Below are 16,922 nucleotides of genomic sequence, written 5' to 3'. Positions count from 1 at the left end.
ACCGGGTCCGATTGATAGCCGAAGACTAATCGATCAAATTCTGCAAAGCAATATCGACGCGATGACCGCGCCCGACTGTGGCTCCGCGATCGGCTTCGCTGAGGCTTTGCCGCGAAGACGCCTCCGCGCAAAAAAACAGCGCCGCATCCAACCGGAAGCGGCGCCGTCAAACTGCTTTAGATTAGCGCGACTACTCGTCGCGATAGACCTTTTCGCGCTTCTCGTGGCGCTCCTGCGCTTCCACCGACAGCGTTGCAATCGGACGGGCTTCCAGCCGCTTCAGCGAAATCGGCTCCCCGGTCTCTTCGCAATAGCCGTAGGTATTATCTTCGATCCGCTGCAACGCGGCGTCGATCTTGGAGATCAGCTTGCGCTGCCGATCGCGCGCGCGCAGTTCGATCGCGCGGTCGGTTTCCGACGAGGCACGATCGGCCAGGTCGGGATGATTGACGTTTTCTTCTTGGAGGGTCTGGAGCGTGAGCTTTGCTTCGCGCAAAATCTCATCCTTCCAGGCCAGCAGCTTCGCACGAAAATACTCACGCTGCCGTTCATTCATGAACGGCTCTTTCTCGGAGGGTCGATAGCTTTTCAACTTTTCCAAGGGGCAATCCATGATCTCGTTGGGCGGCAAAAACCCCGCCTGCGCGGCAGCTTATATAGCGCGCGCCGATGACAGACAATATCGTCCGCCGCCCCGCCACGGCGGGCTGCACAAACTTATAAAGAAGGAACTTCTACCCAAACGGTCAGTATTGTCCGGCCTTGGCCAGTTCGACCTCGACCCGCAATTCGATCTCCGCCAATACCGCATCCAGACCAGGATCACCCGAGGACGTCTTCAGCTCCGCCGCCGCGGCGCGCAGCCGAGCCACCGTGGACGGGTTGAACATGCCGGCCAGCAGGCCGATTTTCAGATCGTCGAGCACGTCGAGCGCGGAGCGGCCGCGCGCCACGGAGCGCTTGCGCCGCTCGGTGGCGTCCTCCACCCCCTGCATCGCGAGCAGCGCTTCGAGCCCGGTCGGGGCCAGCGGCGCATGCACGGCGCGCGCTTCCGGCTCGGGCTGGGCGGTGCTGGTCGGTAGCGAAAATGTGCTCGATCCGGTCCGGCGGGTCGGGCCGGAGGAGGTCGAATTGGTGGTGCCGTTCGGGCCGTAAATTCGCATGGTCTCTCTCGCCGGACAGTTCCTGGCTAGCCGCCGCGCCTGAACAGCATACACCCAAGCTGGCAAGGGCACTCAGAGCCCCGGAACCTACCGTCGCCAGATATGGTTAACGCCACGTAAACGATCGGCAAAATTTGCCGAGCCTGGGGCAGTTTTGGCTCGACCCGGCTGCCCGGCGGCGACCGCGCCATCTGGCTTTCTCCATCTAATCCAAATACTTATAGCAAGACAGAGCGCTGGCACGGCTCTCGCAAGGCCGATCCCGAGGCCGAGTCACGCGTGCGCGCGACGGCCCGCCGAGGAGCCGAGAATGCCGAGAGTTTCCACCGCGATCCTGAAGCTGGCCGCAGCCGCACTGTCCGCGCTGCTGCTGTCGGGCGTGGCGGCCAGCGCGACCTCACGCATCAAGGATCTCGCCAATATCGAAGGCGTGCGGCAGAACCAGCTGATCGGCTACGGCCTCGTCGTCGGCCTCAACGGCACCGGCGACACGCTCAACAACATCCCCTTCACCAAGCAATCGCTGCAAGCGATGCTGGAGCGAATGGGCGTCAACATCCGGGGCGCCACGATCCGCACCGGCAACGTCGCGGCCGTGATGGTGACCGGCAATCTGCCCGCGTTTGCCACCCAGGGCACCCGGATGGACGTCACCGTGTCGGCGCTCGGCGATGCCAAGAACCTGCAGGGTGGCACCCTGCTCGTGACGCCGCTGCTCGGCGCCGACGGCAACGTGTATGCGGTCGCGCAGGGCTCGCTGGCGATCGGCGGTTTCCAGGCCGAGGGCGAAGCCGCCAAGATCACCCGCGGCGTTCCGACCGTCGGCCGTATCGCCAACGGGGCGATCATCGAGCGCGAGATCGAATTCGCGCTGAACCGGCTGCCGATGGTGCGGCTGGCGCTACGCAATGCCGACTTCACCACCGCCAAGCGCATTGCCGCCGCGGTCAACGACTTCCTCGGCACCAAGAGCGCCGAGCCGATCGATCCGTCGACCGTGCAGCTCTCGATCCCGGCGGAGTTCAAGGGCAACGCCGTCGCGTTTCTCACCGAGATCGAGCAGTTGCAGGTCGAGCCAGATCAGGCCGCCAAGATCATCATCGACGAGCGCAGCGGCATCATCGTGATGGGTCGTGATGTGCGCGTCGCCACAGTGGCGGTCGCGCAGGGCAATCTCACGGTGTCGATCTCCGAGAGCCCGCAGGTCAGCCAGCCCAATCCGCTGTCGCGCGGCCGCACAGTGACGACGCCGAACACGCGGGTCGGCGTCACCGAGGACGGCAAGAAGCTCGCGCTGGTCAAGGACGGCGTGTCGCTACAGCAGCTGGTGGACGGCCTCAACGGGCTCGGCATCGGGCCGCGCGACCTGATCGGCATCCTGCAGGCGATCAAGGCGGCGGGCGCGATCGAAGCCGATATCGAGGTGATGTGATGTCGATCGTCCCGACCACGTACTCCACCACGCCGCAGATTCGGAACGGTCGGCCGGACTACGATCTGACCGCGGCTCTCGCCAAGGTGTCGCCCGAGGCACAGAGCAAGGCGCGCAAGTCGGCGCAGGACTTCGAAGGCATGTTCCTCAATTCGATGTTCTCGCAGATGACCAGCGGGCTGAAGGGCGAAGGTCCGTTCGGCGACACCGTGGGAACCGGCGTGTGGCGTTCGATGCTGACGGAGCAATATTCGCAGACCATCGCGAAATCCGGCGGCGTCGGCATCGCCAGCGATGTCTTCCGCACCCTCATTCTTCAGCAAGCAAACGCCAAGGCCTGAGCGCAAAGGACTCCGCGATGATGCAGATGCAACGCCAGCAGGCCCCTGCCCCGGCCCAGTCGGTCGCTTCGCCGAACGATGCGCGGCAATTGGCCAATGCGCTGACGCAAGTGATGAACGATCTGCTGGCACTGATCGAACGCGAGACCGAGCTCGTGCGCGCCGGCAAGATCCCGGAGGCGATGAAGCTCGAGCCGCAGAAGAACGAGCTCACCAAACGCTACATCGGCGCGATCACGCTGGTGCGCGCGAGCCAGCCTTACATGGCGAAGGCGACGCCGGATCTGCTCGGGGCGCTGCATCGGCACCACGAGGTGTTTCGCGCGATGCTGCAGGTGAATCTGACGGTGCTGGCGACCGCGCATGCGGTGTCGGAAGGCATCGTGCGTGGCGTCAACGCCGAGGTGCAGCGGCGCAACATTCCGCAGACCTATACGGCCGCGGGCACACGCGCCACGCCGGGCTCGCGCAACCTGACGCCGATCGCGGTCAGCCGCTCGCTGTAGGCTGAGCGGTAACCTATCACGTCCTCAAAACAGGCCTCTGCAGGCTTCGCGGGCATGAGGCAAACCTGTGGCAGCGGTGCGGACGCCAAAACGTCCGCCAACGCGTCGCAATCCTGCAATTTGACTCAAATACACTGCCAGATTGCAGGACTAGATTCAGGCGTTCTGTGCAGCATGCTGGACCGGAGGGGTGGTTTACCTTGATGGAGCCAGGAGGCTGCCATGAGTTTCGACTTCACCGTGAAGCCCATCGGGCAACTGGTGATCCCGACCGTCGTCAGGCCGGAGCCTGAAGCGGTCCAGGCCGCGGTGGCGACGCAGTTGCCTGCGCCGCAGAGCGTGTCCGCGACGGCGAGCGGCGCCGGCAGCAATGCCATTGCCAGCAACGCCGCCAAGGTCGGTGCCGACACCATCTCGCGTCAGGTGATCTTCGATCAGGCCGCCGCCGCAATGGTGTACGTCTCGGTCGACGAGTCGACGGCCGAGGTCGTCAATCAGTATCCTGAATCCTGGCAGCTCAAGGCGCGGGCCTATTTCCGCGAGCAGGATCAGTCGAAGCTGCAGCAGCGCGCCGGCCCGATCCCGACCAATCGCATCGTCTGAGCAGACGTCGTCGATTGTCGATACCCCGGCTTGCCCACGCAAGCGCGGGCGATCACGCATGTCCGAAGCGATGAGGGCGAAGGCCGCGTATCAGGGACGGCCGCTGAGGCCGGCGGCGATGTTGCGGTTGATCTCGATCAGCGCGTTGAGCGGCTCGACCTGCGGGGTCATCTGCAGCGCCGCCGACTGGCTCAGCACGAACACGCCGATGTTGGCGATGTTCTGCCGGATCTCGAGGGATTGCGGATTGTCGTCACGCAGCGCGTCGCTGACGAAGATCGACCACAGCTTGCGGTTGAACATCAGCGCCTCGTTGAGGCCGATGGCGCCGCGCTCGTTCCAGTTGGTGACGACGTCCTGAAGCTGCCGTGCGGCCTTGAGCAACGCCTGGGCTTCGATCTCGCGCGGGGAAGCCGTTCGTTGCGCGGTTCGGGCGTACGCTTGAGCAGCACTCGACATGACTACCTCTGCAGCAATTCTTCTTCACGCTTGATGAGAGGCCGCAGCTCCCTCAAAGCCTTATAGAGTTGGCCGCTTAAAATTAGATTACTCGTGGCCTCGATCGTATCGCGAAAACTCGGCACAGCTTCGAGCAATTCCTTGATGAAGCCGAGATAGAGATCCTGATACGCGGGGATGTCGTTCTGCAGATACATCATCTGCACGCAGAGATAGACGCGCTTCACCGGGGTGTTGGCGGTGTCCGCTGTGAGGATGTCCTTCTCGCGCAGGATCGGCGCGTCGCCGTCGATCAGAAACGTGGTGCGTGAGTCGGAATTGGTGATCACGCTCTGCCCGATCACGATCCGCTCGAACGGCTTCAATTCGACTCGCAATGGCATCGTGTTTTCCTTTGATTGCGTTGAATGCGACCAAGGACGAATCGTCCCGCCCGAGCGTGCGCCGGTTATGCGCCGGCTTTGCGTCGCGATCCAATGTCGTGTTTCGGGCGATAAGTCGAGTGCAGCGTTGCGGGCCGACGAATCGCGGAGATTACGCGAGGGCGCGCACGCCCTCGCCGTTCACCGCGACGATTACCTGAGCAATTGCAGCACGCTCTGCTGCGACTGGTTGGCCAGCGACAGCGCCGAGACCGCGATCGACTGACGGGTCGACAGCGCCTGGCTGTTGGCGGCTTCTTCGTTGGTGTCGGCCAGCGTCAGGTTAGACGAGCCGGTCTGCAGCACGTTGATCAGGTTCTTGGCGAAGTCCTGACGGATCTGCACGATCGACAGGTTCGACCCGTAGGACGACGCCTGCGAGCGCAGCGTGGTGGACGCGGTGTTGAGCGCCGCCAGCGTCTTGTTGGTGGCGGCGTTGTCGATGAAGTCGACGCCGGACACCAGCGTCGGCAGGCCGAGCGCGGCGGGGCTGAGCGCGGTGCCGACGATGTTCAGCGTCGACTTGCCGGTCTCGTTGAACACCAGCTTCAACGTGTCGCCGTTCAGCAGGTTGACGCCGTTGAACGAGGCGTCCTGCGACGTGGTGGTGATCTGCTGAATGACGTTGTTGTACTGCTCGACCAGCTTGGCACGCGCCATCTGCGAGGTGACGTCGGCGACCGGCGGGTTCGGCGTGCTGAACGTCAGCGTCGCCGTGATGGTGCCGCCGAGCGTGCCGCCGTCCGCGACCGAGCCGAGCGTCGACGACGCGTAGTCGTTGTTGGACGAAATCGTCAGCAGGCCGTTGGCGTCGATCTGCGCGATCATGTTGTTCGTGGCGAGCTTGGCGTTGAGCTGCGCCAGCGACTTCACCGTGCCGCCGGTGCCGTCGCCAAAGGTGATGCTGACCGGCGAGCCGCCCTTGAACGAGGTGAAGGTCAGGCTCTTGCCGGCGACGCCGCCGCTGCCGGAGGCGCGCGAGGCCTTGAACTCGGTCGAAGTGCCGGTGTTGCCGGCGAGGCCGAGCGCCAGCATCGCGTTGCCGGTGCCGCTGATCGTCAGGTCGGAGGCGCTGCCGGTCGAGATCTTCAGCGAGCCGCTCGACAGCGAGGAGTTCGCCGAGCCGGTCTGCGTGGTCAGCGTCGCGCCGCCCTGGGCGAGCTTCGCGGTCTGCACGCCGGTGGCGAGATCGATCGCGGTCAGCACGTCGGCCATGGTGCCGCCCTGCAGATACACGGTCGAATTGCCGAGGCCGTCGGTTTCGACGTGGCCGGTGACGCCCGGATGCGTCAGGGACGGCGTCGGCGTCGGCGCATTCTTGAAGGTGATGGTCTTGCCGTTGACGTTCAGCGTCGAACCATCCTCGATCAGCGTGCCGATCGTGGACGAGCTGGTGGTGCGGGTCGCGGTGATCGTCGCCGGGCCGGGACCGGTCGAGCCGGTCAGGCGTAGCGAGTTGAGGAAGTCGGCTGGGCCGGTGATGCTGAGATCGGCGCCGGTCGATGTCTGCAGCGTCACCGCACCGGAGTTGAGCTGCGACGGCGTGCCATTGGCCGAGAACGTCGCGACGCCGCCCGAGATCGTCGCCGTCTTCACGCCGCTGGCCAGATCGATCGCGGTGAGCACGTCACCGACGGTGGCCGAGGTGAAGGTGTTGCTCGTCCCCATATAGATCGTCGAATTGCCCGACGTATCGGTGACGATGTTGCCGAGCACGCCCGAGCCGGCGAGCAGCCCCGCGGCGCTCGGCGGATCGCTCGCCTTGAACACCACCGACTTGCCGTTGACCGTCAGCGTGGTGCCGTCGGCAATCGCCGGCCCGAGGCCGCCGACCGAATTGAACAGCTTGGTGGTGGCGGTGATCGCCGTCGCCGCGCCGGTGCCGAGCGCGACGTTGACGGTGGCGCCGAAGCCGAGCTTCGCCAGCACCAGGCCGCCGGTCGAGTCGCTGATCGACAGCGCCCGGTTGGTGCCGGTGTGGAGCTGGATGTGGCCGTTGGCGTCGACCACCGACGGATTGCTGGTGTTGCCGTTGATGGTGTCGACGGTTGCCAGCAGCGCGCTGATCGGCTGGTTGATGCCGATCGTGTAGTTGCCGTTGCTGTCGGCGCTGGCCGAGCCCGTGGTGGTGAAGGTGACGGTCTTGCCGTTGACGGTGATGGAGTCGCCGGCCTGCGGGCCGGTCGGCGTCACGGTCGAACCGTTGGTCAGCGAGCTGATCAGGTCGGCGCTGGTCGCCGTGGCAGTCGCGGTGCCGGTGTAGAGCACGGCGCCGGTCGCGGTGGCATCCGCCGCAGTCGCCTTGGTGATCGCGGTGCCGCTGATGCTGCCGACGCCGCCGCCGAGCGTATCGGTCAGCGACACGCCGTTGGTGCCGCCGGCGCTGCCGTCGTTGACCACGGCGCTGGTGGCGGTCGCGCTGGCGAAGGTCTGGGTGCCGCGCAGATCGTCCGGCGTGGCGCCCGCGATGGTCGCCGAAACGTTGGACTTGGTGGAGTAACCGACGTTCGACTGCAGCGCCTGATTGGCGATCGACTTGGCGGTGTCGATCAGCTTGTTCAGCGAGGTGATGCCGGTGTTCGCCGCCTGCAGGATCTGGACGCCGTTGCTGATGCCGTCGAGCAGGTTGTTGATGTCGCTGGCGCGGCTGTCGAGCCCGGCCGCGGTGAAGAAGTTCGTCGGATTGTCGAGCGCGGTGTTGACCTTCTTGCCGCTCGCCAGCCGATTCTGGGTGGTCGACAGCAATTCAGCAGTCGATTGCAGCGAAAGCAGATTCTGGCGAACCGCTGCCGAGAGAACCACATCAGACATGGTGCAAACCTTCCTGATCCGCGCTGGGCGACGACTTCGGTCGTACGCTGCTGCTCGCGTCGGGGACTCTGCCGCGACGCTTGCCGGTTGTGTTTAGACGCCTGTTCTGGAGAGGGACCTCGGCCGCACTCGCGCACGTTCCGGATCAGCACGGCCGATTCTCGGCCTACCTTCTTCCTGAGCATGGGAACTATGGCGGGGGGTCTTTAAGATATGGTTAACAGCGCATTAAGGACCCGCCGGGCGGAAAAACACTCGTGTTTTCAATGACCGAGTACGCCGGACAAAGACGGCGACCGCCGCCGGGTGGTGGCCCATTGCCACTGATTCGGGGCACCTGGGTCCCGGGCGACGCGTCCGTTAAGGGACTGGTGAGACTCCATCCGGCCGCCATCTTGGTTAATGGATAATTTACGCCGGGGTCTGAGTATCAGCGCGATCTACACGAGCGACTCGGAGGTGCGTAGGATCGCCCGAAGAGCATGATTCCTCAGGCCGATTCGGACACGCCATGCCGCCCCACAAGGCCTCTGCCGCCCCCTCGTCCCACGACAAATCCTACGAGCCGGTGCTGATGCTGATGCGCGCCCGGGTGCTGCATCAGGGCGGCCAGTACGACGAGGCGAAATCGCTCTACAAGAAGGTGCTGAAGAAGAGCCCCAGCAATTTCCAGGCGCTGCACTTCCTCGGCCTCGCCGAATATCAGAGCGGGCATTTCGACGCCGGCATCCGCTCGATCAAGCGCGCGCTGATCGAGGATCCGAAGTCCGCGCAGGCGCAGTCCGATCTCGGCAGCGTGCTCAACGCCGCCGGGCGCTACGACGAGTCGCTGATCGCCTGCGACAAGGCGATCGCGCTCGATCCCACGCTCGCGTTCGGCCACGCCAACCGCGGCAACGTGCTGATCACGCTGGGCCGCTTCGACGATGCGCTGGTCAGCCTCGACAAGGCGCTCGAATTGCTGCCGACACACGCCGACACCTGGAACGACCGCGGCAACGCGCTGCACAAGCTCGGCCGCTACGACGAAGCGCTGGTCAGCTACGAAAAGGCGATCGCCTTCGATCCGCAGCACGATGTCGCGTGCATCAACCGCGCGACGACGCTGAAGGAGCTCAAGCGGTTCGACGAAGCGCTGGCGTGTTACGACCGCGCGCTGCAGATCGGCAAGCGGCCGATGGAGGCAGGTATCGCCCGCGCCGACCTGCTGCTGCAGATGCGCAACGTCGAGGCCGCTCTGGCGACCTGCACGGCGCTGCTGAAGATCGAGCCGGGCTCGGTGCCGGCGCTCACCGTGCTCGGCAACTGCATGGCGACGCTCGGCGACGCCGACACCGCGACCGCCCTGCACAGCCGCGCGCTGGTGCTGCAGCCCGACTACGAGCCGGCGATCTCGAGCCGGATCTTCTCGATGGACTTTTGCTCCGACGCCGACTTCGCCTCGCAGCAGGCCGCCCGCGCGAGCTGGTGGCAGCATGTCGGCGCGCGGCTCTACAAGGCGTACGCCGCGCCGTTCGCCAACGATCGCGATCCGGACCGCCGTCTCGTCGTCGGCTACGTCTCGGCCGACTTCCGCCAGCACTCGGCGGCGTTCTCGTTCCGGCCGATCCTGGAGCATCACGACCGCAGCAAGGTCGAAGTGATCTGCTACTCGGGCGTGGTGCTGCCGGACATGGCGACCAAAGCGTTCGAAACCATCGCGGACAAATGGCGCGACACCTCGCAATGGACCGACGCGCGGCTCGCCGAGACCATCCGGGCCGACAAGGTCGACATCCTGGTGGATCTCTCCGGCCACTCCGCCGGCAACCGGCTGCGCGTGTTCGCCCGCAAGCCGGCGCCGGTGCAGGTCACCGCCTGGGGCCACGCCACCGGCACCGGCCTGCCGGTGATCGACTATCTGCTGGCCGATCCGGTCGCGATCCCGAAGGAGGTCCGGCCGCATTACGCCGAAGCGATCTACGACCTGCCGTCGATCGTGATCATCGAGCCGCCGCCGGCCGGGCTGCATTCGCCGGAGCTGCCGTTCGACCGCAACGGCTATCTGACCTACGGCTCGCTCAACCGTATCAGCAAACTCTCCGACGCCGCGATCGCCGTGTGGGCGCGGATCGTGACCGGCAATCCGACATCGCGGCTGATCCTCAAGGATCACCAAATCGACGATCCGGCGGTGCGCCAGACGCTGCTGGAGAAATTCGCCGCGCATGGCATCGTCGCGGAGCGCATCACGCTGCTCGGCTCGACCTCGCGGCAGCAGCACCTGCAGACGCTGCGCGAGATCGATCTCGGCCTCGACCCGTTCCCGCAGGCCGGCGGCGTCTCGACCTGGGAAGCGCTGCATATGGGCGTGCCGGTGGTGAGCAAGCTCGGCAACACCGTGGCGAGCCGCGTCGGCTCGGCGATCCTGTCGGCCGCCGGCCTGCCGGAATTCATCGCCACCGACGAGGACCGCTACGTCGCCATCGCGCTCGCGCCCGACCACGACAAGCTGCGCGCCATCCGCCGCGGCCTGCCCGCCTTCATCGTCGAGCGCTGCGGCCCCGTCGCCTACACCCGCGCCGTCGAAGACGCCTACCGCACCATGTGGCACCGCTGGTGCGCCACCCCGGCGGATGCGAAGGCGATGCCACCTGGGAAGCGGTGAGCTGCGCGCCAGCCACGGCGCACTCCTAATCGACACAACGAACAATCATTATCATGTCGTCATGGCCGGGCTCGTCCCGGCCATCCACGTCTTTGACGCCCATTGCGTCTCAGCGTCAAAACTAAAGTTAGTTGGTAACACATCACAGCAAGCACAACCTCATGGTGAGGAGGCGCGTAGCGCCGTCTCGAACCATGGGCCACAGGGAATGCGTCGCCCCATCCTTCGAGACGCCCGGCTTCGCCGGGCTCCTCAGGATGAGGACTCAGTACATTTGGTAAGCGCCGCACGATTGGAGAAGTCTAATCGGCAGCCCCGCTCACACCCCCGCCCCGCCACTCTGACTTGGCGGCGCACCGGGCTTGAATGGCGCGACGATCATCTCGCGGGCGATCAGTTCATCGTCGATCGACGGCAGCTGGCTCTCCAGCGGCGCGCCGAATTTCAGCACCGGGTAGAGCTTCTGCGCCGGATTGATCTCGACGTTGCAGAACACCGGCCCCTTGCGCGCATAGACATCGGCGAGCTGCGCGGCAATGTCGCCGCTGCGGCTGATGGTGATGACCGGCAGATCCATCGCCTCGGCGACCTTGGCGAAATCGACGAAGGACAGCCCGCTCGGCGCATCGACGCCGACGTAGTTGGCGTCGAGCCAGGTCTCGAGCGTCTGCTTCTGGATGCCGTGACCATGATTGTTGAACAGGAACAGCCGCAGCGGCAGCCGGTGCCGCGCCAGCAGCGCCATCTCGCCGAGCGTCAGCATCAACCCGCCGTCGCCGATGATACACGTCACGCCGCCCTTGGCCTGCACAGCGGCGCCGATCGCGGCCGGCAGCGCGTAGCCCATCGCGGTGTTGTTCCAGTCGGAGATCAGCCGCTGACCGCGCTTGATGCGGAAGCCGTTGCAGGTCCAGGTCAGGTTGCCGCCGGTGTCGACATAGATCAGTTCGCCACTCGGCGCGGCGTCGCTCAGCTTGTCGACGAAATCATAGGCATCGACGTGCCCGGCATTGGCGCCGGCCGGGCCCGGCCGATCATCGGGAAGCACGTTGCGCCAATGCGCGATCTTGGCGAGCCAATCAGCACGCGGCGGAGCGGCCTCGAGCGCGCCGAGCAGCTTCGGCACGAAGGCATCGAGCCGCGCTTCGATCCGCGTGGCGATGCGGATGCCGCGGCTGTCGAACTTGTCCATCTCGCCGCGGCTGGCATCGACCATCACGATCGTCGCATCGCGCGCAAACGACGGCAGGATGCCGCCGGTGACGTTCTGCGACAAACGGCTGCCGAGGCACAGGATCAGGTCGGCATTCTGGATCGCGAAATTGCCGACCCGCGGCCCGTAGACCCCGAACGGTCCGACGCGCAGCGGATGGTCGTGTGCGATCAGATCGGTCGCGGCCCACGTTGTCAGCACTGGAAAGCCGAGCCGATCCACGAACTGATCGAGCGCCGCACCGATCCGCGGCGTCGACAGCCCGCCGCCGAGCACAAGCACCGGCCGCTTCGCTCGCGCGATCTGCGGCAGCAGCGCGGCGATCTCGGCGTCGAGGTCGGTGGTGGCGATCTGCGTCTCCGGCACAAACGGCGCCAGCGCGTCGGGATCGATCTCGGCGCGTTGCAGATCGTCCGGCAGATCGATCAGCACCGAACCGGGTCGACCCTCGAAGGCGAGGTAATACGCCTTCTCCAGATGATAGCGTATCGTCGCCGGATCGCTGATCTGCACCGCGTATTTGGTCACGGTGGCGAAAATCGACGGCACATCGGTTTCCTGAAAGCCGAGCTGGCGGACGTCGTTCTTGCCCTTGAGCCGATGCGTCGCCACCTGCCCGGTGATCATCAGCGTCGGCACCGAGTCGTAATACGCACAGCACACGCCGGTCAGAAGATTAGTGGCGCCCGGCCCCGACGTGGTGATCGCCACGCCGAGCTTGCCGGTCGCGCGCGCATAGCCGTCCGCTGCGATCGCGGCGGCCTGCTCGTGCTGGGGAAATATCGGCGTGACGTTCGGATGCTTCGCGGCGGAATCGAACAGATGCACCGCGGCGCCGCCGGAAATGCCGAACACGTGGGTGACGCCGCGCCGGGCGAGGAAATCGATGACGTAGTCGGAGAGCTTCACGCGAACCTCCTGGCGCAGACGGCTTCGCTCAATTGCCGTGCCGGCGCAGCTTGTAGATGTTGGGATCGGCCGCCAGCCGCTCGGTCAGCGCCGCGCCGCCACCACGCCAGCCGTCGTGCACGACCGAGAAATTGCGGCCGCTGGTGGCGGCGCGGCCGGCCTCGAAGGCCCATTCGATGCAGCCGAAAATGTCCTCGATGGTCGTGCCTTGCTGGCCGCTGTCGAGAAACTCCAGCGTGCGGCGCAGATTAACGCCGGCGTCGTCGCCGGCCTCGACGGTCTGGCGATGGATCTTGGTATTGACCCAGCCCGTCCCGACCGCGATCGCGTGCACGTCCGGATACTCGTCGTCGAGCAATTCGCACAGCTTCACCAGCATCACCTTGCCGAGACAGTAGGCCGAGTAGTTGCGGAACGGCCCGTTGATGCCGCCGCCGACCAGGAACGCGACCTTGGCGAGCGACGATTGATCGCGATGCGGATACAGCGCATGCAGCAACCGCATCTGCGCCACCGAATTGAGCGACAGCGACGCGGCCCATTCGTCGAAGTCACGGCCGAAGAAGCCGCCGATCGGCGACAGCTGCCCGGCGGCGCTGATGATGCGCTCCCATGGCTTGCCGAGCGCCGCGATCTCCGCCGCCGCGTCGCTGACGCTGGCGGCGTCGGCAAGATCGCAATGAACCAAATGAATCCCGGCGTCGGCCTTGAGCCCGGCGAGGTTGTCGCTCGACCGATAGGTGCCGATCACCTCATAGCCCTGCGCGCGATACAGCTGCGCCAGCCTGACGCCGATATCGCTGGAGATCGCCGCGATGATCACGCTGCCGGACATCTAGCGCGCTCCAATCTGGCTGTAGGCCTTCGCTGCGGCCTGCGCGAAGGCTTTTGCGAGAGCGCCGTGGTGGTCGGTCATCAGGCCGAACCAGGGATCGCCGCTCTCCGTCATTGTGAGCCAACGGGTCGGCGCAGAGCGCCGCCCGATGACAGGCTCCGCGAAGCAATCCAGAGTCCCGTGCACCGCGCTGGATTGCTTCGTCGGCTGCGCCGCCTCGCAACGACGGGGAGAGGTTTCGAACTGCAATGCGGCCAGCGGATAGTCGAGTTGCGCCAGTGCCAGGCTCGAGGGATTGCCGATGTCGCGGTGGTAGCTGCCGTTGTGGAACGAGCCGATCCGGCCCATGAACACCGGTAGCACCTCGGTGGAGAAATCGACCACCTCCTTGCCGAGCGAGGCGATGAACTCGATGACTTCCGGCTCGACGATGTACACCGCCGCATTGGCGAGGTTGCCTTTCGGGTGCTGCGGCTTCTCGTCCATTTCCAGTACACGGCCCTCCTCATCAAGCGAGAGGATGCCGCAGCTCTGCGGATGGTCGGTGACGAAACTCATCATCGTCATCGCGCAGCCTGCCGGCCGCGCAGCATGCGCGGCAAGGAAGCCGCGGGGATCGAACAGGCTGAGATTATCCGCATGCGCGAACAGCGTCGGCGCCTCCATGAAGCGCGCGCGATGGCGCAGCAGCGTGCCGGCGGTGCCGAACAGCGTTTGCTCCGGCGCGAGGATCACGCGGTCGGCCCACGGGCTGCGGCGGATATACTCGCTCACCAGATCGGCGTGGTGATGCAGGTTGACGACGATCTCGGTGAAGCCGGCGGCGCTCAGCATCTCCAGCCACAGCCCGAGCAGCGGGCGGCCCGCGATCGGCATCAGGCATTTCGGCAGCACGTCGGTGAGCGGCGCCAGCCGCGTGCCAAGCCCGGCCGCAACCAGCAGCGCCTTGGCGGGCGCGCTCACGCGTCGAGCTCCTTGATGATGTCGGCGGTGGTCACCGGGATGTTGCCGATGCGGCCGACCTGGCAGGCCGCGGCGATCGAAGCCAGGTACGCGCTGCGCCAGATGTCGCTGCCGACCGCGAGCGCCAGCGCGGCGCAGACGAAAAACGAGTCGCCGGCGCCGGCCGCATCCTTCGGCGCGGTGTTGAACGCCGGCAGCCGATCGGTCAGCACCGAGCCGCGGCCGGCGGCGGCGTGGACCAGCAAGCCTTCGGCCGCGAGCGTCAGGATGACGTTCTTGGCTTTCGCCTTCTGCCGCAGCGCCTCGACCAGTACGACCAGGCCGGAGTCGAAATCGCGAAGCGCCAGCCGCGCCTCGCGCTCGGTCGGCTTGATCAGCAGCATGTTGCGAAAGCGCGAGATGTCGCCGACCTGCGACGACGACTGGCTGTCGGCGACCATCGGGATCGACCGCTCGCGGCACAGCGCGCTGATCGCTTCGACCAGCTTGGTCGGCAGGCAGCCGTAGTTGAAATCCGAGAACACCACGAGGTCGATCGCCGCCAACTTATCGCGCACCGCGGCCAGCATGGTCCCCTGCAGATCGGCGTCGATGTCGTGCTGCTTGAGATGGCTGACGCGCAGCAACGTCTTGTTGCCGGCGCGGAAGCGCTGCTTGTTGGTGGTGGGCCGGCTCTCGTCGGTGAGGATCGTCGCGTCGACCTGATAGGAGGCGAGCCGCTCGCGCGCCAGATCCGCCATCGCGTCCTTGCCGCCGACGGTGAGCAAACTGACCTTGCAGCCCATGCCGGCAGCGTGGCCGGCGACGATGCCGGCGCCGCCGACGAACAATTCGCGCAGCACCGGCGTCACCACGATGGTCGGATCTTCCTGCGACATGCCGAGCGGATCGCAGGCGATGTACTCGTCCATGATCAGATCGCCGAGCACCAGCACACGCAGCGCCGGAAACTGCCCGAGGATCGTCTTGAGATCGGCAATGCCGAAGCGATGACGGCGCGGATAGTCGAGCGGCTTGAAGATCGACGACGGATTGAACTCGCGGAATTCGCGCCGGATCAGATCGAGCGACGAAAACGCCACTTCGCCCGACGAGAACAACAGCCTGCCGCCGTAACTATCCAACACCGGCTTTTCCGGATTGTCGGCGTTCTCGTGCTCCTTGCCCTTCACCACCACCGCCGGCTTCAGCGCGGCGATGAAGTCTTCGGGTTTGTCGTCGAGCAGGAAGGCGTGATTGACGAAGCCGATCGCATTGACGCCTTCGAGCCGCAGATCCTTCGGCAGCATCCAGTCGTAGCCGGGATCGGCCGCGACGCCGACGACGAGGAAATCGCCGCATTCGGCGGCGAATTTAAGTAGCCGCAGATGGCCCGGATGCACGATGTTGAAATTGCCGGAGACGAACACGATGGCGCGGTCCGGCCCGGCTTCGGCCCAGATGCGTTCCAGCGTGGTTTCGGTCTCGGGGTGCAGCATCGCGGTCACCCCAATGTCGGATCGATTTCGATCAGCGGCCGCACGCTGCGGCGGTGTTCGAGATCGTCGAGAGCGGTGTTGATGTCGGCGAGCGCATAGCGGCGCGTGAACATCGAGGCCAGCGGCAGCTTGCCGTCGCGATACAGACCCGCGAGCAGTTCGACGTCGCGGCCGGGATTGCTGTCGCCGCCCCAGGTGCCGAGAATGCGCTTGCCGCAGATCAATTCGAACGGATCGAGCGCGATCTTCTCGCCGCTCTTCGGATGCGACGCGAACACGCACAGTCCGCCGAACCGCCGCGTCGCGTCGAACGCCTGCTCGATCACGCGGGTGAGACCTGCGGACTCGATTGCGAAGTCGACACCAAGGCCGCCGGTGAGCGCGCGGATCTCCTCGACCGGGTCGTGCCGCGAGGCGTCGATCACCGCAGTGGCGCCGAGCTCGCGCGCCATCTCCAGCTTGGCCGGCTCGACGTCGACGGCGATCAGTTGCTTGCAGTCGAACAGCTTGCACGCCATCAGCGCCGACAGCCCGATGCCGCCGAGACCGAACACAGCGAGCGTCGAACCCGGCGGCGGCTTGGCGATGTTGATGACGATGCCGGCGCCGACCGGCAGCGCGCAGCCGAACAGCACCGCGACGTCCATCGGCACGCCGGGCGGCAGCAGTGTCACGCGATTTTCGGCAACGACCGCATATTCGTTGAAGGTCGTCACCGCGCCGGCATTGATGAAGCTGTCGCCGGCCTTGTAGCGGATGCCCTGTGCATCAGCGCCCGGCCCCTTGATCCAGCCGAGAATGACACGGTCGCCCGGCCGCACCTTGCTGACGCCCTCGCCAATCTCGACCACGACGCCCGAGCCTTCATGGCCGAGCATATGCGGCAGATAGCGATCGACCCCGCGCCCGCCGCGCGCCTCCATCACCTGACTGTGGCAGACGCCGGAGTAAGCCAGCTTCACCAGCACCTGCCCGGCGGCTAGCGCCGGCGCCTCGACGGTTTCGATCGACAGCGGCCGATTGAGCTCGCGCAGCACGGCAGCGCGGAAGGTCACGGACATGAGGGACTCCGCCCTTGATACGCGAGACCCATCCCCGTCATTGCGAGCGAAGCGAAGCAATCCAGTACGCCGTGCTCGG

15 protein-coding genes and 1 other annotated feature (1 of these 16 running past the window's edge) are annotated in these 16,922 nt (G+C 65.6%); of the genes, 5 read left to right on the top strand and 10 right to left on the bottom strand.

What is annotated here, in order from left to right; genetic code table 11:
* Positions 1–12, bottom strand: a sequence feature (sul1 is cis-regulatory element that is thought to sense ions involved in sulfur or methionine metabolism; They are found in Alphaproteobacteria); it reaches 44 nt to the left of the window's first position.
* A 178-nt stretch (positions 13–190) separates the two neighbouring features.
* Entirely contained in the window at positions 191–556 is a 366-nt protein-coding gene (dksA, locus tag ACOJTD_RS20725; protein ID WP_234831092.1) for an RNA polymerase-binding protein DksA, read from the bottom strand.
* Positions 557–746: 190 nt separating this feature from the next.
* Positions 747–1,163 carry a flagellar assembly protein FliX gene (locus ACOJTD_RS20720; protein WP_420134750.1) on the bottom strand — a complete coding sequence of 139 codons (417 nt, stop codon included), beginning with the start codon at positions 1,161–1,163 and terminating at the stop codon, positions 747–749.
* Positions 1,164–1,473: 310 nt separating this feature from the next.
* Between ACOJTD_RS20720 and ACOJTD_RS20715 the strand changes: the two genes are divergently transcribed.
* From ACOJTD_RS20715 to ACOJTD_RS20700, 4 genes are all read left to right on the top strand, one after another.
* Entirely contained in the window at positions 1,474–2,595 is a 1,122-nt protein-coding gene (locus ACOJTD_RS20715; RefSeq protein WP_420134749.1) for a flagellar basal body P-ring protein FlgI, read from the top strand.
* Positions 2,595–2,936, top strand: coding sequence for a flagellar assembly peptidoglycan hydrolase FlgJ (gene flgJ / locus ACOJTD_RS20710; protein ID WP_420134748.1), 342 nt, complete (start codon positions 2,595–2,597; stop codon positions 2,934–2,936). Before ACOJTD_RS20715 ends, flgJ begins: the two co-directional genes overlap by 1 nt.
* Before the next feature lie 17 nt (positions 2,937–2,953).
* The gene (locus ACOJTD_RS20705; protein ID WP_420134747.1) at positions 2,954–3,442 is read left to right on the top strand and encodes a hypothetical protein; all 489 of its coding nucleotides are present in this window, start codon (positions 2,954–2,956) and stop codon (positions 3,440–3,442) included.
* A gap of 222 nt (positions 3,443–3,664) precedes the next feature.
* On the top strand, positions 3,665–4,045 hold the full coding sequence (locus ACOJTD_RS20700) for a hypothetical protein (RefSeq protein WP_420134746.1): 381 nt from the start codon (positions 3,665–3,667) through the stop codon (positions 4,043–4,045).
* A 90-nt stretch (positions 4,046–4,135) separates the two neighbouring features.
* Here ACOJTD_RS20700 and flaF read toward each other — a convergent pair whose 3' ends face one another.
* The 3 genes from flaF to ACOJTD_RS20685 all read right to left on the bottom strand — a co-directional run bounded on the left by flaF (position 4,136) and on the right by ACOJTD_RS20685 (position 7,737).
* A complete protein-coding gene (gene flaF, locus ACOJTD_RS20695) occupies positions 4,136–4,504 on the bottom strand; it encodes a flagellar biosynthesis regulator FlaF (RefSeq protein WP_420134745.1) in 369 nt (122 codons plus the stop codon).
* A 2-nt stretch (positions 4,505–4,506) separates the two neighbouring features.
* The gene (gene flbT / locus ACOJTD_RS20690) at positions 4,507–4,887 is read right to left on the bottom strand and encodes a flagellar biosynthesis repressor FlbT (protein WP_420134744.1); all 381 of its coding nucleotides are present in this window, start codon (positions 4,885–4,887) and stop codon (positions 4,507–4,509) included.
* A 192-nt stretch (positions 4,888–5,079) separates the two neighbouring features.
* The gene (locus ACOJTD_RS20685) at positions 5,080–7,737 is read right to left on the bottom strand and encodes a DUF1522 domain-containing protein (RefSeq protein ID WP_420134743.1); all 2,658 of its coding nucleotides are present in this window, start codon (positions 7,735–7,737) and stop codon (positions 5,080–5,082) included.
* A gap of 511 nt (positions 7,738–8,248) precedes the next feature.
* On the opposite strand from ACOJTD_RS20685, the gene ACOJTD_RS20680 reads away from it, so the two are divergent.
* On the top strand, positions 8,249–10,384 hold the full coding sequence (locus ACOJTD_RS20680; protein ID WP_420134742.1) for a tetratricopeptide repeat protein: 2,136 nt from the start codon (positions 8,249–8,251) through the stop codon (positions 10,382–10,384).
* A gap of 319 nt (positions 10,385–10,703) precedes the next feature.
* Here the strand turns inward: ACOJTD_RS20680 and ACOJTD_RS20675 are convergent, their stop codons facing one another.
* Genes ACOJTD_RS20675 through ACOJTD_RS20655 form a run of 5 tightly spaced genes read right to left on the bottom strand, consistent with a single transcriptional unit; the run spans position 10,704 to position 16,843 of the window.
* Positions 10,704–12,506, bottom strand: a complete 1,803-nt coding sequence (locus ACOJTD_RS20675) for a thiamine pyrophosphate-binding protein (RefSeq protein ID WP_420134741.1) — start codon at positions 12,504–12,506, stop codon at positions 10,704–10,706.
* A 28-nt stretch (positions 12,507–12,534) separates the two neighbouring features.
* Positions 12,535–13,341: an SDR family NAD(P)-dependent oxidoreductase gene (locus tag ACOJTD_RS20670; RefSeq protein WP_420134740.1), complete on the bottom strand. Its 807-nt coding sequence runs from the start codon at positions 13,339–13,341 to the stop codon at positions 12,535–12,537.
* Positions 13,342–14,304 (bottom strand): nucleotidyltransferase family protein, encoded by a 963-nt coding sequence (locus ACOJTD_RS20665; protein ID WP_420134739.1) that lies wholly within the window; start codon positions 14,302–14,304, stop codon positions 13,342–13,344.
* A complete protein-coding gene (locus ACOJTD_RS20660; RefSeq protein ID WP_420134738.1) occupies positions 14,301–15,782 on the bottom strand; it encodes a PfkB family carbohydrate kinase in 1,482 nt (493 codons plus the stop codon). The genes ACOJTD_RS20665 and ACOJTD_RS20660 overlap by 4 nt, the downstream gene beginning before the upstream one ends.
* A gap of 5 nt (positions 15,783–15,787) precedes the next feature.
* The gene (locus ACOJTD_RS20655; RefSeq protein WP_420134737.1) at positions 15,788–16,843 is read right to left on the bottom strand and encodes a zinc-binding dehydrogenase; all 1,056 of its coding nucleotides are present in this window, start codon (positions 16,841–16,843) and stop codon (positions 15,788–15,790) included.
* Positions 16,844–16,922: the final 79 nt, after the last annotated feature.

The sequence above is a fragment of the Rhodopseudomonas sp. genome, assembly GCF_048594845.1.
In the GTDB taxonomy this organism is placed as follows: Bacteria; Pseudomonadota; Alphaproteobacteria; order Rhizobiales; family Xanthobacteraceae; genus Rhodopseudomonas.
The sequence above is the reverse complement of the archived record's forward strand: the minus strand, read 5'-3'. Positions and strand labels throughout refer to the sequence as shown.

Excerpts from the sequence above, each read along its gene's own strand:
- ACOJTD_RS20700 (WP_420134746.1), top strand. The coding sequence starts at position 3,665 with ATGAGTTTCGACTTCACCGTGAAGCCCATCGGGCAACTGGTGATCCCG.
- ACOJTD_RS20685 (WP_420134743.1), bottom strand. The coding sequence starts at position 7,737 with ATGTCTGATGTGGTTCTCTCGGCAGCGGTTCGCCAGAATCTGCTTTCG.
- flbT (WP_420134744.1), bottom strand. The coding sequence starts at position 4,887 with ATGCCATTGCGAGTCGAATTGAAGCCGTTCGAGCGGATCGTGATCGGG.
- ACOJTD_RS20670 (WP_420134740.1), bottom strand. The coding sequence starts at position 13,341 with ATGTCCGGCAGCGTGATCATCGCGGCGATCTCCAGCGATATCGGCGTC.
- ACOJTD_RS20660 (WP_420134738.1), bottom strand. The coding sequence starts at position 15,782 with ATGCTGCACCCCGAGACCGAAACCACGCTGGAACGCATCTGGGCCGAA.
- ACOJTD_RS20680 (WP_420134742.1), top strand. The coding sequence starts at position 8,249 with ATGCCGCCCCACAAGGCCTCTGCCGCCCCCTCGTCCCACGACAAATCC.
- ACOJTD_RS20705 (WP_420134747.1), top strand. The coding sequence starts at position 2,954 with ATGATGCAGATGCAACGCCAGCAGGCCCCTGCCCCGGCCCAGTCGGTC.
- ACOJTD_RS20715 (WP_420134749.1), top strand. The coding sequence starts at position 1,474 with ATGCCGAGAGTTTCCACCGCGATCCTGAAGCTGGCCGCAGCCGCACTG.
- flaF (WP_420134745.1), bottom strand. The coding sequence starts at position 4,504 with ATGTCGAGTGCTGCTCAAGCGTACGCCCGAACCGCGCAACGAACGGCT.
- flgJ (WP_420134748.1), top strand. The coding sequence starts at position 2,595 with ATGTCGATCGTCCCGACCACGTACTCCACCACGCCGCAGATTCGGAAC.
- ACOJTD_RS20720 (WP_420134750.1), bottom strand. The coding sequence starts at position 1,163 with ATGCGAATTTACGGCCCGAACGGCACCACCAATTCGACCTCCTCCGGC.
- dksA (WP_234831092.1), bottom strand. The coding sequence starts at position 556 with ATGAATGAACGGCAGCGTGAGTATTTTCGTGCGAAGCTGCTGGCCTGG.
- ACOJTD_RS20655 (WP_420134737.1), bottom strand. The coding sequence starts at position 16,843 with ATGTCCGTGACCTTCCGCGCTGCCGTGCTGCGCGAGCTCAATCGGCCG.